The sequence below is a fragment of the Desulfogranum japonicum DSM 18378 genome (assembly GCF_000429945.1).
Lineage (GTDB): Bacteria > Desulfobacterota > Desulfobulbia > Desulfobulbales > Desulfobulbaceae > Desulfogranum > Desulfogranum japonicum.
In genome coordinates, this window is record NZ_AUCV01000042.1 from 1 (window position 1) to 14,346 (window position 14,346).

General features: G+C 43.7%; 15 protein-coding genes and 1 tRNA gene. 2 read left to right on the forward strand and 14 right to left on the reverse strand.

Annotated features, from left to right (window positions below; translation table 11 throughout):
• Positions 1–212: 212 nt before the first annotated feature.
• The 4 genes from G493_RS0117160 to G493_RS0117175 are packed head-to-tail and all read right to left on the reverse strand — an operon-like array spanning position 213 to position 3,866.
• Positions 213–728 carry a hypothetical protein gene (locus G493_RS0117160; protein ID WP_153306567.1) on the reverse strand — a complete coding sequence of 172 codons (516 nt, stop codon included), beginning with the start codon at positions 726–728 and terminating at the stop codon, positions 213–215.
• A 5-nt stretch (positions 729–733) separates the two neighbouring features.
• Positions 734–1,156, reverse strand: a complete 423-nt coding sequence (locus tag G493_RS0117165; RefSeq protein ID WP_028581398.1) for a hypothetical protein — start codon at positions 1,154–1,156, stop codon at positions 734–736.
• Between the two features lies 1 nt (position 1,157).
• Positions 1,158–2,531, reverse strand: a complete 1,374-nt coding sequence (locus G493_RS0117170) for a hypothetical protein (protein WP_028581399.1) — start codon at positions 2,529–2,531, stop codon at positions 1,158–1,160.
• The gene (locus G493_RS0117175) at positions 2,532–3,866 is read right to left on the reverse strand and encodes a hypothetical protein (RefSeq protein ID WP_028581400.1); all 1,335 of its coding nucleotides are present in this window, start codon (positions 3,864–3,866) and stop codon (positions 2,532–2,534) included.
• 359 nt (positions 3,867–4,225) lie between these two features.
• Here G493_RS0117175 and G493_RS0117180 point away from each other — a divergent pair, with 359 nt between their 5' ends.
• Positions 4,226–4,780 carry a recombinase family protein gene (locus G493_RS0117180; protein ID WP_028581401.1) on the forward strand — a complete coding sequence of 185 codons (555 nt, stop codon included), beginning with the start codon at positions 4,226–4,228 and terminating at the stop codon, positions 4,778–4,780.
• A 104-nt stretch (positions 4,781–4,884) separates the two neighbouring features.
• On the opposite strand, the gene G493_RS0117185 is transcribed toward G493_RS0117180, so the two are convergent.
• The 9 genes from G493_RS0117185 to G493_RS0117235 form a co-directional block, all read right to left on the reverse strand.
• Positions 4,885–5,535: a metallophosphatase domain-containing protein gene (locus G493_RS0117185; protein ID WP_035274958.1), complete on the reverse strand. Its 651-nt coding sequence runs from the start codon at positions 5,533–5,535 to the stop codon at positions 4,885–4,887.
• 334 nt (positions 5,536–5,869) lie between these two features.
• The gene (locus tag G493_RS32415) at positions 5,870–6,127 is read right to left on the reverse strand and encodes a hypothetical protein (RefSeq protein WP_153306568.1); all 258 of its coding nucleotides are present in this window, start codon (positions 6,125–6,127) and stop codon (positions 5,870–5,872) included.
• 3 nt (positions 6,128–6,130) lie between these two features.
• On the reverse strand, positions 6,131–6,496 hold the full coding sequence (locus G493_RS32420; protein ID WP_153306569.1) for a hypothetical protein: 366 nt from the start codon (positions 6,494–6,496) through the stop codon (positions 6,131–6,133).
• Positions 6,497–7,114: 618 nt separating this feature from the next.
• Positions 7,115–7,200: transfer RNA gene (locus tag G493_RS0117210), tRNA-Leu, on the reverse strand.
• Between the two features lie 17 nt (positions 7,201–7,217).
• On the reverse strand, positions 7,218–7,517 hold the full coding sequence (gene secG / locus G493_RS0117215) for a preprotein translocase subunit SecG (RefSeq protein ID WP_232363788.1): 300 nt from the start codon (positions 7,515–7,517) through the stop codon (positions 7,218–7,220).
• A 53-nt stretch (positions 7,518–7,570) separates the two neighbouring features.
• Positions 7,571–8,326 (reverse strand): triose-phosphate isomerase, encoded by a 756-nt coding sequence (tpiA, locus tag G493_RS0117220; RefSeq protein ID WP_028581407.1) that lies wholly within the window; start codon positions 8,324–8,326, stop codon positions 7,571–7,573.
• Between the two features lie 160 nt (positions 8,327–8,486).
• Complete coding sequence (locus G493_RS0117225; protein ID WP_028581408.1) at positions 8,487–9,659, reverse strand: phosphoglycerate kinase; 1,173 nt, start codon at positions 9,657–9,659, stop codon at positions 8,487–8,489.
• Positions 9,656–10,123 (reverse strand): ribosomal protein S18-alanine N-acetyltransferase, encoded by a 468-nt coding sequence (gene rimI, locus G493_RS29815; protein ID WP_051309438.1) that lies wholly within the window; start codon positions 10,121–10,123, stop codon positions 9,656–9,658. The genes G493_RS0117225 and rimI overlap by 4 nt, the downstream gene beginning before the upstream one ends.
• Entirely contained in the window at positions 10,104–11,324 is a 1,221-nt protein-coding gene (locus tag G493_RS0117235; protein WP_028581409.1) for a type I glyceraldehyde-3-phosphate dehydrogenase, read from the reverse strand. Before G493_RS0117235 ends, rimI begins: the two co-directional genes overlap by 20 nt.
• A gap of 688 nt (positions 11,325–12,012) precedes the next feature.
• Between G493_RS0117235 and sfsA the strand changes: the two genes are divergently transcribed.
• On the forward strand, positions 12,013–12,714 hold the full coding sequence (gene sfsA / locus G493_RS0117240) for a DNA/RNA nuclease SfsA (protein ID WP_028581410.1): 702 nt from the start codon (positions 12,013–12,015) through the stop codon (positions 12,712–12,714).
• 308 nt (positions 12,715–13,022) lie between these two features.
• On the opposite strand, the gene G493_RS0117245 is transcribed toward sfsA, so the two are convergent.
• Positions 13,023–14,321, reverse strand: a complete 1,299-nt coding sequence (locus G493_RS0117245) for a dihydroorotase (protein WP_028581411.1) — start codon at positions 14,319–14,321, stop codon at positions 13,023–13,025.
• Between the last annotated feature and the right edge of the window lie 25 nt (positions 14,322–14,346).

Here is a 14,346-nt window from a genome sequence, read left to right on the forward strand (position 1 = left end):
GCGATTACATATATGCAATCTCGAGTAGATATGATGAATTACCAAAAATATATCGAGGAGGATTTGCCGATTGGAAGCGGGATGGTTGAGGGAGCCGTTCGTAATGTAATCGGCGAACGGCTGGATTGTTCTGGGATGCGTTGGAAACCTGAACGAGCTGAAGCGTTGCTTCACCTGAGGTGTATCGAACTCAACGGCGATTGGGATCATTTTTATGACTGGGCATATGGCCAATGGGTCAAGCGAATGCAAAGCGAAGAAAGAAACATCCAGGTGAGATCAAGTAAACCGTTGGAACTACCAAAGGCTGCGTGAATTTTATGCTTTATGGGAGATCGGCTGCACCCCGAGCCACCAGACACTTGAACAAAGGTGGGAAGTAGTTTTAAGTAGTTAAATAAATTAATATCAACAGATGCGATTAAAAACCACTCAGGAGGCTGCTCAATGAAGGAAGCCAGTTGTTCGACAGTATAGGCACTATTAGAAATTTCCACAAACTTTCTAGAAATCTCTACAAATCCAAAAGTTGAAGAAATAACAAAGCCAGGGAACTCTTCGTCTACATAGCCCTGATGCCAAGAGATTATTTTATTAATAGCGTCGGCTAATACGTTGTTAATCTTATTGATAGGCTCAACTTGAAATGAATCAACTGAATTTTTGTTTGAAAAATATTGAATAAGCAACTCTGCTAATATATTTGTATCCAATACAATGTCAGTCATATCAATCATCTACCTTGATGATATTCTTCCATCTCTTTTTCGACTCTATCTGTCCACCATGTTGAGTCTCCACATAATTTCAAAGATAATATCCTTATAGATCTTCTTGGAGGTATATGAGAAACTGCAGCATCAACAGAAAGACCTACAACTATATCATTACCATCTCTTTCAAATAAGTTAATCAGAAGCTTTTCCTCATCAAGTTCAGATATGCAAACGAACCCATCTTCTTCCATTCTCCTGATTTTCCTATCGATCACATCTAAACTTATTGGGCTTGCTCCTTTTCTATGATCCTCTAATGCATGGAGAGTGTCACCAATGGAACAAATCCCTATAGTTGATCCAGAATTTATCTCATTACGCAAAGTATTATGCTCAATAAACTGTTTAATTTCTGCTGGGGAGAAAAAAGAGGTATCCATATCAGTCCATTAAATTAACTTTTGGTGGAGACAAACTCTCAATATCATCTTTTTCTTTCGGCTCTACAGGGGCACGACTTTTTGCGACTTTACTTATGTGTTGCTTATCTATTTCATCGAGTTCATCTTGAATTGCAAGTTCAACTGAGTTACTTAGTATTGTCAAAAATATTCCAGGTACCCTCCCTGATAAAAACAAAGCCTCCTCTATAGATTCTTCTGTAAAAGGGTTCAAACTACCAATTTTATCAGGTTCTATTCTTGATGCATTCAAATACTCAAGAGCTAAAGGTATTGCAAATTCTTCTTTTAGAGGATCAAAATAGATTGTATACAATTCACTTTGGTCTCCACTTAATGATGCAAAACGATCTAGGCCAGCAGTTTCCCAATGAGGGTTTAACAGTTCTTGAACATAAGGATGTATAGTAAGCAATATATTAAAAAATGAATATTTAGAACTTTCACTTTGACCGTCAATAAAATAATATCTCAATGACTCTACAAACGATCTCCTTTCCTGAGTGTTTTGCGGTGTAACTATTTTTTCAACTTCATCTACAAAGATCAAACTCTTTGTAAAACCGGCCTCTCTCAACAGACTGACTAAAGCATCGAAATACTGTATACCTACTTCTTTCTTCCAAAAGAAATCAGTTTTATTCTTAAGTGCTTTTTCTTCAAATTCTGTTGGATTATGTCCAAAGAATATAATTTCCTCACGCTGCTCTTCGCTAAACCCAAGAACATCTAATTTTGCCTTTAAATAGCTTCTCAAATCCCAATTAACATCGACGCCCTTGTTTTTTAGCCACGCATCATTTCCGATAGTATTTTCAGGATGATCTCCTATATCTGTCAATACATCAACTGGAATACAATCAGAAAAAGCTCTCATCCTCCACATAGCTTGAGCAAGCACATCCTGTTTAACTATTGATTGAATTATGAGTTTAATAAATTGCCAAAACTTACTATTTCTCCCTCCTGGAGATGGCAACAAGTATATGGCAAACAAGACTTGACTATCTCCACTTAACTCAGCTCCATGATCTTTATTTATGCGTCGACATTGTTGCTGAAGAAAAGCAGTTTTCCCAATACCCCGCCCTCTTCTTGTCGCATAGTCCATCAAGAAGGTAATCGGCTTTACTTGCGCACGCTCCGGGTGAGGAACCATTAATTGTTCAAATTTTGCCTCTTCATTCTTACGTAATTCAGCTAAATATATTGATCCGTTTTCTCTAGTATCAGGGCTATCAATCATTACACCAGGTTTAGGTGGAAACGGATTACGTGTAAACCCATATTTTTCGTATTTTGATTGTTTTACTGGCACATTAGTTTTATCTACTTTACGAAATAGACTAGACATTTAATTCTCCTTGTTAGATCTAGGCTGAGTAATAGCTATAAGAGAATGAGGAGTACCATTAAAAATTACTGGTCGTCTTATCAATCTATGAGCAGCTCTTTGATCCTCTCTAATATCTGTTTCGAGAGAAATTGATAATGAAGCAGTACAAGAAAGCGATTCTCTGATTATATTATGCAAAAACTTGTCAAAATGTTCAGCACTCAATCTTAATTGCCTACAAACCTCATCTCTAACATCAAGAAGTGGCACATATAATGAACCTACTCTCGAAAAGGTTTTATGATGTTCTGCAACTAATATTTCTGTAAAAGAATCTCTTAGCGAATCCCATTTTGGCGTATGTAAATATAAAGTTTTCCCTACTGGATTTTGAATATCAAGTTTTTCAAACTTTTCAGAATCATTACTAATGCGGAAAACAGAGGTGGGAAATATAATTCTTCCCGGAGCTTTTGGATGGGAATCTGTATAAAATAATAACTCTAACGCTTCCAACCTCGGGCACCATGCCATATATGTTCTGGGCTTTAACGGTGGTCGATTGATGGCGAAATCTCTTTTCTCGTTTTTTGAGAACTTATTCGAAAAAAAGAATGAGACTGCAGCTTCCTGCATAGCCATAGCTAACCTCCGCCTCGGGGCGAAGGTTTTCATTTTCCTTTTTTCTATACTTGAGTCGTCTTTTTTATCCTTAGCAACTTTACGCTGCTTTAGGTTACTAAGTCGATTCCAAGAAATTTCAACCAAGCTTATCCAAGCATCTATTGGAATAGGTAAACTTCCTGGAGACAGGCGTTGTATAATTTCATGAGAATTTGCGGTCTGATTAATTAAATCTTTACTCCAGGAATTATCTTCCCACGCTTTCGAATGAGGCCTCCATGATTGCACAGGTGTTGGAACAATTACCTCTCCTTGTCCTTCCGGATTAATTGTCCAAAGTCGATCGACAAACCAGCCAGGGATCGTATATACATTATGCATCTTGCGTGTTAGATACCTTATAAAACGAACCTTATCTGACTTTGAAAGCCGATAGGCTTTTTCTCCTTCATTAGTCAACGCATACTTGGAATTATTAGTCTGTGAAGAAGAATATTTTATTCTTTTTAGCCAACCAAAGTTCCTAAACTCTCTGACGAGATCTGTCATCCCCCGTGAACTTTGGTTTCTTACAAAAAGTAACCCCTTGACACGCTGTGGCATTTCATCGATCAACTCTTGAACAGTGATATATTCCTGCGAATGTGCTAACTCCAGAGCCTCGAAATATAGCCTTATGTCGTTAAACAGTGCGATACTTCTGCTTTTGGGTTTGTTCCAATATTGCATCTAATATGCTTCCACAAAAAAAACGGATAAGAAATTGAGCATAACCGAAAAAAAGATCGGCACTATAACACTATGAAAGACTTATTGACTAGCTTGCAAGACATGTTTATGCCTGAATACACAACAACATAACTCGAAAATTACTTACCCTCTATACTTATATCTTCCACTTACTAACTTAGTAGAGTGAATAATACCCTCCCTGCGTCAAAATAAGTATACTTCTCTTGACACTTTTTGACCTGCCTGGAGACTAAGGTTTAACGTGTAAAATTAAGCTTAAAACAAACCATATTGACATGCTGTAAAATATCGTCCAAGCTTGATTATACATAACCGCAGTTCACATGGAGACATTCATGGTCGGTGCAAAAATTGGATATATCAGAGTAAGCAGTATTGGTCAGAACACAGAACGACAGCTGGAAGGGGTTGAGTTAGCAAAAACCTTTACCGAGAAGATATCGGCCAAAAGTAAAGACCGACCGGTTTTGAATGACTGTCTTGATTATTTACGGGAAGGAGACGAATTGCATGTACACTCAATCGATCGCCTTGCAAGAAACCTAGCTGACCTGCAACATATGATTGGTGACCTACAGGCTCGGGATATTACAGTCTACTTCCACAAGGAAAACTTGGTTTTCAGTGGCGAAGAAAATCCAATGAGCAAGCTCATGATGCAAATGATGGGCGCTTTTGCTGAATTTGAAAGAAACCTGATCAAGGAACGCCAGGCAGAAGGGATAGCAGCGGCAAAGAAAAAAGGGGTTCGATTCGGGAAAGCTCCGAAACTGACGCCTGACCAGGTGGCCGAGGTAAAGGCAATGGCTACAGAAAAGTACAACAAAACTGAAATCGCTAAGAAATTTGGCGTTTCCAGGCAGACAATTTACAATGTACTGGCACAATAAACAGTTTCTACCGGCTTCCTCACTGATTCGGAATTGTGTTCTTTACTGAGAAATAGCCAGCGTTATGGGATTTCCCATAACGACATGTTAATTACCCCGAGCTTTCAGTTCCGATGTACGTCAATAATAACTGGTTGGTTATTTGTTCGGTACTTAGCGTTACAGGTGCTCGCGTTGATAAAGGTTGTTCCTTCTTTGGTGATCATTCCATAGCCTTCATGAATGTGACCAAATATATGGTACCTGGGGTGGATCTCCAGCACTCGTTCCCATAGGTCGACACAACCTTGGGGAATTCCCTTCACATTATCCAAAATTCCCGCTGGTGGTCCATGCGTTATGAGGACATCGGTTTCTTCAGGGATTCTGTTCCATTTGCGCCGGATATGCTCCCCTCGGTCAGCCATAAAGTACCACTGCATGAAAGTTGGCGTCCAAGGGGAACCATAAAAAGCCAAACCATCGATAGTAACCATCTTGTCCTGGAGATATGTTGCCTCTGGCGCTAGAGCGGCGAACATTTCCCTTGCCAGAGTATTTTTTCTTTCGAAAACTTCGTCATGATTGCCTGCAATAACCAACTTGTGGCGGAAAGGTTGGTCGTGCAGCCATTGGGCGAAGTCGTGAACGTCGGCAATTGTTCCCCAGGGACAGATATCTCCTGCCACAATGAGTATATCACCTGGCGGCAGGTCGATTTCGGCATGCATGCCGTGGGTATCCGCAATAGCCACGAGCTTCAAATTATTCATCATAAATCCTACTGGTTTTTATGGTTCAAAATAGGAAACTTGAAACAGGTGAAAATTTCCTGTCTAATTTCCATATAGTTGCCGTGCTGGTTTCCTTGTTTCTCGCAAATAACCGAAAAATTTTACCTAAATTTCCATGTAGTTTCCATAATGGTTTCCTTTAAACTACAGAAAGTTTCCTATTTCATATACTATGGAGAGGAAACCAGGAAACTTCCTTTTCTTTCATCTCTCGGAGCGGATCTCCTTTACCAGTTTTGAGCAGTACCCTTTGCTGATTTCCATCTCTTCGTCAATGTCCTTTTGGCTATAGCCTTCATCGAGGAGTTTCCCTACCTTATCCTGCAGGCTTTCCTCGATGGTTCACAGCTGCCAGTTCTCCAGCTATCAGGCTGGCTTCAAAGGTCTTTGCGTCGTCACTGTGGATGCCTCGGTTTTTACGGAAATGGACCTTGAACAGTGCGCCCTGGTCGGGCGTATACGATTTCGGCCGCAAGAGTTTGATGACCGTATCCAGTACATCTTCTTTCCTGGAGCTGCCGCGCTGCATTCCTCCTTTGCCGTCGTGGTGGACCAGTAGCACCGATTTTCCCATTGCCTACATAGGCAACGCCCATTCCTGTACTGGAAGCCAGGAGTCGGATTTGTTTTCCGATGTGCTCCGACAGACCGTGGAAATGTTGTCCAGGATTATCAGGCTTATATCGTCGGTCAAGACGGTATCTATTTGGGCCTGGCCTTCCGGTCTGCCAAGGTCGGGGATGCTTCCCGGCTGTAGGCCAGGGGAGATGATCTGCAGGTTGTCGGCTTTGGTCGTATCCATGTTGGCCATGATGCCGGGAGTTATGACCACAGGGGGTGATACACCCGGCAGGTTTAGAAATGGTTTCGGCTGAGCTGCCCCCACCCTGGTGGCTGTACGTAAAGAGGATTTTTCCCAATTTTGCGAACTAGAATCATACAATCACGCTAAAACAGCAACTTAAAGATTACACAAATGCCCTTATGGCACTACTTCTTTGTTTTATTCATATTGTGGTCTTTATCTGCTTACCAGCCATACTTTTTCCCCCCAATGCTGACAATATTTCCTGCTGGTGTGGCTCTGGCCGGGTGCTTTTTCTCACGTGGACTGTACTCCCGTTCTCACACTGCATGGTAATTGTTATCCTACACTGAGAGGAAAGAAGCTTTCATATACTTGCCCAGCTGCTCACTATACCTGACTTCCGCAAAGTGAGCCGAATCATATGCACAAGATGGTAGGCCAGGAACCTTGGAGACATGAAGGTTCAGGCCGTGGCCGTCGGCGAGCTTGTACGATTTATCTCACGGCTTGTCGTTGCAGATCTGGATTGCAGTGAGCTTGGACATATGGGTATCTTCTGCTGAAATGCGTGCGGGTCAAAAATCGTGAGGGTATTCGCCTCCTTTTTGAAATACCCACATTTGTACCCACAAAAATACTGGATGCCAATGGACGAAAATGGATAGAAAGGAAAATCAGGGAACGAAAAAACCCGCTAACCATTGCTGGTTGCGGGTTTTACGAATCAAGGTGGAAAACCTTGGATTAGTCTGATGGTGCCGAAGGCGAGAGTCGAACTCGCACGACCGTGGGCCACTACCCCCTCAAGATAGCGTGTCTACCAATTCCACCACTTCGGCACAATCTATTCTGCTAGTTACTGCTTGCTCGCTTGTTCTGCCGGTTGCTCTGTTTCCACAGGCTGTGCAACCTGCGGAGTAGCTTCCTGAGGCTCTGCCTTCTGCTCTACAGTGACGTTTACGTTTTTCATCACCGAGCTGGAGCTTTTATTCATCGACAGATAGGCCAAGGTCACAGAGGTTCCCATGAACACTATTGCTGCAAGAGTAGTTATTTTATTGAGCAACGGAACAGGACCTTCAGCACCAAACAGCGACTGACTGGACCCACCAAATGTTGCTCCTATATCGGCACCTTTTCCGTGTTGTAACAACACTATAGCGACCAAGAAAAGGCAAACGATTACGTGTATTATAATTAATAAATTAGTCATGTAAACTTGATAATTCGAGAAAAAGACTCGAACTGCAGTGCTGCACCGCCTACCAGCGCACCATCAATATCCGGTTGCGCCATCAGCGCATCAACGTTCTCAGGTTTGACCGAGCCACCATACAATATTCTTACGCGTTTGGCAACATTTTTATTCATTTTCTCTTCTAAAAGCTGCCGAATAAATGCGTGGACCTCTTGGGCCTGTTCTTTTGTGGCAGTTTTTCCTGTACCTATAGCCCAAACAGGCTCATAGGCAATAACAACAGATTCCATCTGTTTCTCATTCACACCTTGCAAACCATCTGTTATCTGTTGCTCAAGGACGGTAAACGTCTTGTCTGCCTCACGTTCCTCCAGGGTTTCACCTATACAAAATACTGGGACCAGGCCATGTTCCAAAGCGCCGAGAACTCTCTTGTTAATCATTTCATCACTTTCACCAAAGATTTGACGTCGTTCAGAATGACCTATAATCGCCATGCCAACATGCAGGTCCTGCAGCATAACAGGAGAAATTTCACCGGTAAAAGCTCCTTGCTTTTCCCAGCATACATTTTGTGAGCCAACATGCAGTTTTGATCCCTTCACTGCTGCGGTAACTGCATGAAGTGCAGTAAAAGGTGGTGCCACCATTACCTCTCGATCACTATAGGCATCAGCTACTGGTGCAAGTTGCTCTGCCAGTTCAACGCCCTGGGCAACGGTGAGATGCATTTTCCAGTTCCCTGCTATCAAAGGTTTTCTGGCCATGAAAATCTCCTCTCTGGTATTCTTTCAAGCGTTCGGCAGCAAACGGATTCTCCCTGCGAAAAATTGAGCCACCTGTGGAATATGGTAGAACGCTTAAAGTTATTCTGTGTTGTCAATATTTCCTTCACAGGTGAATGATCACCCTTTTTCGGTCTGATATTTACTGTAAAGCCAGGACACCTGGTAGTTCCTTACCTTCCATAAGCATTAGAAAAGCTCCGCCGCCAGTGGACATGTAAGAAATATTGTCAGCTTCGCCAGCCTTTTTAATTGCCGCATTGGAATCCCCCCCACCTGTAACACTGAGCGCATGGGAAGCGGCAACCGTATGGGCAATTGCCATGGTACCCCTGGAAAAAGCATCCATCTCAAATGCTCCCATGGGACCATTCCAGACAATGGTTTTAGCCTCATCCAGGGCTTCTGTAAAATACAGTACAGATGCAGGGCCAATATCGAGGGCCATCCATTGATCTGGGATATCCTGAATAGTTACCTGTTTGCTTACAGCCTCATTCTCGAATTTTTCAGCTGCAACCACATCAACGGGAAGATAGACTTTTACGCCTTTTTCAGAAGCCTGTTTGAGTAATGCCGATGCCGTGTCAACAAGATCGTCTTCAACCAACGACGCCCCCACATCATATCCCTGGCTTTTCAGAAAAGTATTGGCCATGGCACCGCCAAGGATGAGCCGATCCACTCTGTTCAGCATATTTTCCAGGGCTTGTAATTTGCCAGATACCTTTGCTCCACCTACAATTGCCACCAAAGGTCGTATAGGGGTATCAATGGAACGTTGAAAATAATCCAACTCTCGTTGCAACAAAAATCCGGGAGCCTTATCTTCGATGACTCCTGCTACTCCCACAACGGAAGCATGGGCGCGGTGAGAAACGGCAAAAGCATCATTAATGTATACCTCAGCCAAGGCACCGAGTTGTTGTGCAAACTGTGGGTCGTTTTCGGTTTCCTGCTTGTAAAACCTGACGTTTTCCAGCATCAATACATCACCGTTCTGCATCTGCTGGATACTTGCTTCAACTTCAGGTCCTATGCAATCCGGTGCAAGGGTTACCTTTTTGTTAATCAAGGTGGACAGATGCTCTGCCACAGGAGCAAGGGAAAATTTCTCCTGTCTTTCACCTTTCGGCCTTCCCATATGGGTACACAGAATAATTCGCGCTCCCTGCTCCATTAAATATTCAATGGTTGGCAAGGCCATCTGTATTCGAAGGTCATCTTGTACCCTTCCATTTTCCATGGGGACATTGAAATCAACTCGGACAAAAACTCTTTTCCCAGACAGGGATAAATCTTGGATTTTTTTCACGGGTTCCTCCGATCATCTATAGGTCTCTGTAAAATTATGGCATCCTCGAGAGGTTGCGTGTAATAGTTTTTTCTGGTTGCAATAGCAACAAACCCCAACTGTTCGTAAAACACCCTGGCAACGGTGTTGGAACTTCGAACTTCTAAAAAACAGGTCGTTGCCCCTACAGCGCTCAGAGCTTTGCTTCCCTGCTCCCAGAGGGCCCGCCCTACTCCTTGGCGACGATAATCAGATGCGACCCCAATGCGTAACAATTCTGCCTCGGAATCCACAAACCTGAAAATCACGTAGCCGCATATCGCCAATCCTTCAACTGCCAGCAGACGAATACCCTTGGGGTACTCCAATTCAGCCAGCAACTGGGTATTTGACCAGGGAGTGTCCATACCTTGCACTTCCAAGGTATGGACAACTTCCAGGTCGTCATGAGCAATCGTGCGGATTTTAAACCATTTTTTCTGCAACAGATACCGTGAGATCCCCTAACATATTTGTATAACTACCCAACTCATTATCGTACCAGCCATAGATAACCGCCTGAGTCACAGGGACATCTAGAATTGAAGGAACACTATCTCCGGTAAGAGATACTCCTTTAACATGTTTCAGATTAACTTTGATAGATGCTGTTCGAGTATGGATTTCCGTTGATTCGATCACAGCCGCTGCTCTTGGCACTCCAATAATATCTGAAGAGACATTCTGTTCTTTAGAGTGAACCAGATACGGTGTATTTTCCGCATACTCGCTGTAGATGGAGTTGATCAAATCTCGTTTTATAGGGTTATCCATCTCATCCTGCAGATTAAGGACAAGCACGATTAACGAGCCTGTGGAAGTTGGTATACGGACAGACTCGGCAATAAAACCGATTGTCTTCATCTCAGGGATAACAAGACCAAGAGCCTTGGCAGCACCAGTGGTGGTTAAAATGATATTGTTAAATATCGAACGATTCTTTCGAAGATCCGTAGCCCCTGAAGCTGGCATTCTGTCCAGAACCTGTTGACTGCCCGTTGCGGCATGCACAGTCACCATGGATGCTGAAAGCATCCGATCAGCTCCGAAATGATCAAGCAGTGGTTTTATCATGTAGGACAGACAGGTTGTGGTGCAGGAAGCGGCAGATATAATACTGTGACGTGATGGATCATAGTCATCATCATTGATGCCCATCACCGTGGTTATCGCGTCTTCAGGCATATCAAGGCCTTTTGCCTTTATTTTAAAAGGTGCAGATAACATGACTTTTTCAGCACCGGCCTGAAGATGACCGCGAATGGCTCCTTTTGCGTCATCGGGATCAGCGGTAGGGTCTTTGAACACCCCGGTGGTGTCTACCACCAGTCTGACATCATTTGTCTGCCAGCCAATATCTTTCGGATTACGTGCTGTCCTGAGAAAACGAACAGGTACCCCATCGATGGTCATGGTGCCTTCGGCTTCATTGAAATTCTCAATAACTCTGCCACCCTTATGCCCATGCAGGTACATGCTCAGTCGGCCATAGGAGGAATCTTTCTCTATAGATGCAGCAATATCTTCTAAACCAGAGCCCACATTTCTACCAAGATTAACCACAATCTCGGAAAAATGTTTACGTGATACATGATGCCATAATGATAACTTTCCTATTCTACCAAGTCCGTTCAGTCCAAGCTTCATGGGCCTTGTTCTCCTCTCTTATGTAATGGTTGCAAGTATATAGCGAACTTAATTATAGCCTGTTGGCAACTACAAACGTAACTACTCATAAGGGAAACGAATAAACTTGAAACTCCCCCTGTATTTATAACTGGTTACAGGGTGCCTGAGATTTTCGCAATCAGGATGGCGCAGCGTATTGGTCATACATAAGCCAGACTGATCGCGGCAAGATCAGATGCACGGTGAGCAGTTACCTACAAACATAAGTAGACAACAGGTGAGAGCGCTGCTCCTTGTATTCAAGGCAACGCCGGTAATTTCTTATTGCCCGGTTGTGAGCTCCTGAGTATAACAAATAATCGTTTCTCATACTTGTTACACAAAGAGTCGCATCCCTGAACGGATGAAAGAGACTTCACCCATCTTTTCACCTGGCATTGGCAGTATGTGACATACCGTATCACGCCTGAAACTTGCCTGTTACTGAAAAATAAACTTTAGAGAAAACCGGACTAAAGAAGAAACCGAGGATGTCCCTCCTTTCCTTATGAAATAAAAATCTACCTGAAAATGTCTACTCCCCTCATTTTTCCACTCAATGCCTGAGCAGATTCAGGTTGTACCTTTCTTAACAGATTGTTTTGACAGCTCAGTACAACTTACGATTATATTATTACTTTACCACTGATTTATCAGCCTTAAAAAAATGCTACTTCCAAAACAACAGACTGGCGCTACCCTGCTGAAGCGCTATAAACGTTTTCTGGCAGACGTCCAACTTGAGGACGGATCCATACTGACCGTTCATTGTCCAAACAGCGGGTCAATGCTTGGATGTTCTTCTCCGGGACTGCCCGTAATAATCTCTCGCTCCAATAATCCCAAACGGAAATATCCATGGACTCTGGAACTTGTCAAGCTTGACCAATACTGGGTTGGTGTCAATACCTCTCTAACCAATAAGCTGGTTCATGAGGCATTGCAAAATGGGCAGATTAACAATTTTGCTGCAATCAGTTCCATTCAACCTGAGGTAAAAATTTCAGAGAAAAGCCGCCTGGATTTCATGCTGGAACACAGGGACAAAACACAAAAAACGTATTTGGAAGTCAAAAATTGCTCCCTGGCACATAACGGGACAGCTCTCTTCCCGGATGCGGTCACAGCCCGCGGCACGAAGCACCTGGAAGAACTCATTCGCCTTTTACAGCAGGGCCATGACGCAGCGCTCATATTCTGTATTCAACGTGAAGATGCCCTTTCCTTCCGGCCTGCGGCGGATATTGATCCCAAATATGCCGATACCCTGCATAAAGCGAAAAAGGCTGGAGTAAAGCTCCTGGCCTATAAAGCCCACGTCTCACCAAACGAAATCTACATCCAGCAGGAAGTACCTGTGTCTGTATGATTCGCATAGAGTTTCAGCCTCATCGTTTACCAGCACCTGCGGGGACTCGGCGTTTGGTCGCCTGCCTCTGTGCGCCACACCACTGTGCAGATATGAAAAGATGGTAACCATTTCTAACCATGGGATGATAATTACATATCCAGATCGTGGTAAACAGCTGCATTTTTCCAAATGCTACAAGCTAAGGGTCACGGAAAAAATAAATTATCCAATCTTACTTGTCTCTTAACTCGGTAACGTTGTCGCGTCAATGGCTCAATACGGCCAGTATGGAACCATTGACGCGACAATGTTACCAAACCGATATCCTACGCAATTTTTGGATGTGTATTATTTTCCGCGACCCCAAACTGCACTATTCCATCCACCATGGTCAACACAGCCCTGCCTTTAAATTGCTGACCGATAAAAGGAGAATTCTTACTTTTGGAAACGATCATTTCTTCTGTGTATGTGAACACATCTTCAGGGTCTATGATCGTTATATCTGCTCGTGCTCCTGGTGACAAATGCCCCCCTTGCACGCCCAGAATCTTTGCAGGCCAAACGGACATCAATTCAACCATTCGTGAAAAATCTAAAACATTCTCCTGCACCAGCCTGAGCGTAAGGGGTAAGGCTGTTTCCAGCCCGATAATGCCGTTTGCTGCAGCATCAAACTCAAGCTCTTTTTCTAAAATGGAATGGGGGGCATGATCTGTAGCTATGACATCAATAGTTCCGTCACACAAGGCAGATCTTACAGCATCCACATCTGCCTGCTGCCGCAGTGGAGGATTCATTTTTGCGTTGGTATCATACCCTGTGACGGCATCGTCGGTCAGGCTGAAATAATGAGGGGCTGTTTCAGCCGTTACACGAACTCCCCGCTGCTTAGCCGCCCGGATAAGCTCCAAAGACTGGGCACAACTTACATGAGCGATATGCACGGGCTTTCCGGTAAACTCAGCCAAAGCGATATCCCGGTAAACCATCACCGACTCTGCAGCAACAGGGATACCTTTTAAACCCAGGAGTGTTGAGGTACTCCCTTCGTTCATCACCCCTGTACTCAACGCGGGATCCTCACAGTGGGAAATCACAGTTAACTGAAAGTCACTGGCATATTCCAGGGCACGTCGCATCAGCTGACTGTCTGTTACGGGAACTCCATCATCAGAAACCGCAACTGCCCCGTTCTCACGCAGGTCGCCCATTTCGGTCAACTCGTGTCCGTTGCTCCCCTTACTAATGGCACACACGGGATAAACACGAGCAGGCGCTTCTCTGGCCTTGTCCAGTATAAAACGGCATACAGAAGCGCTGTCATTTACGGGGCTGGTATTTGGCATACATGCCACTGCTGTAAAACCACCATGTACAGCACTGCGTGTACCGGAAAGGATATCTTCCTTATATTCCTGACCAGGTTCCCGCAAATGGACGTGCATATCAATCAGTCCGGGGACAACGATTTGTCCCTTTGCGTCAATAATTTGAACATCTGCAGGCAAGCTTGCAGCATCATCTGTAATTTTTCCATTCAAGACATAGATGTCCTGACATTGATCAACAGCATTTACCGGATCAATAACCCGGCCCTGTTTGATAATCCATGAAGTATTCATGAACACTAGATATAAGCAAATATTT

Coding starts and splice junctions, on each gene's coding strand:
- G493_RS0117160 (WP_153306567.1), bottom strand. CDS start 728: ATGACTGACATTGTATTGGATACAAATATATTAGCAGAGTTGCTTATT.
- G493_RS0117165 (WP_028581398.1), bottom strand. CDS start 1,156: ATGGATACCTCTTTTTTCTCCCCAGCAGAAATTAAACAGTTTATTGAG.
- G493_RS0117170 (WP_028581399.1), bottom strand. CDS start 2,531: ATGTCTAGTCTATTTCGTAAAGTAGATAAAACTAATGTGCCAGTAAAA.
- G493_RS0117175 (WP_028581400.1), bottom strand. CDS start 3,866: ATGCAATATTGGAACAAACCCAAAAGCAGAAGTATCGCACTGTTTAAC.
- G493_RS0117180 (WP_028581401.1), top strand. CDS start 4,226: ATGGTCGGTGCAAAAATTGGATATATCAGAGTAAGCAGTATTGGTCAG.
- G493_RS0117185 (WP_035274958.1), bottom strand. CDS start 5,535: ATGATGAATAATTTGAAGCTCGTGGCTATTGCGGATACCCACGGCATG.
- G493_RS32415 (WP_153306568.1), bottom strand. CDS start 6,127: ATGGGAAAATCGGTGCTACTGGTCCACCACGACGGCAAAGGAGGAATG.
- tpiA (WP_028581407.1), bottom strand. CDS start 8,326: ATGGCCAGAAAACCTTTGATAGCAGGGAACTGGAAAATGCATCTCACC.
- G493_RS0117235 (WP_028581409.1), bottom strand. CDS start 11,324: ATGAAGCTTGGACTGAACGGACTTGGTAGAATAGGAAAGTTATCATTA.
- sfsA (WP_028581410.1), top strand. CDS start 12,013: ATGCTACTTCCAAAACAACAGACTGGCGCTACCCTGCTGAAGCGCTAT.
- G493_RS0117245 (WP_028581411.1), bottom strand. CDS start 14,321: ATGAATACTTCATGGATTATCAAACAGGGCCGGGTTATTGATCCGGTA.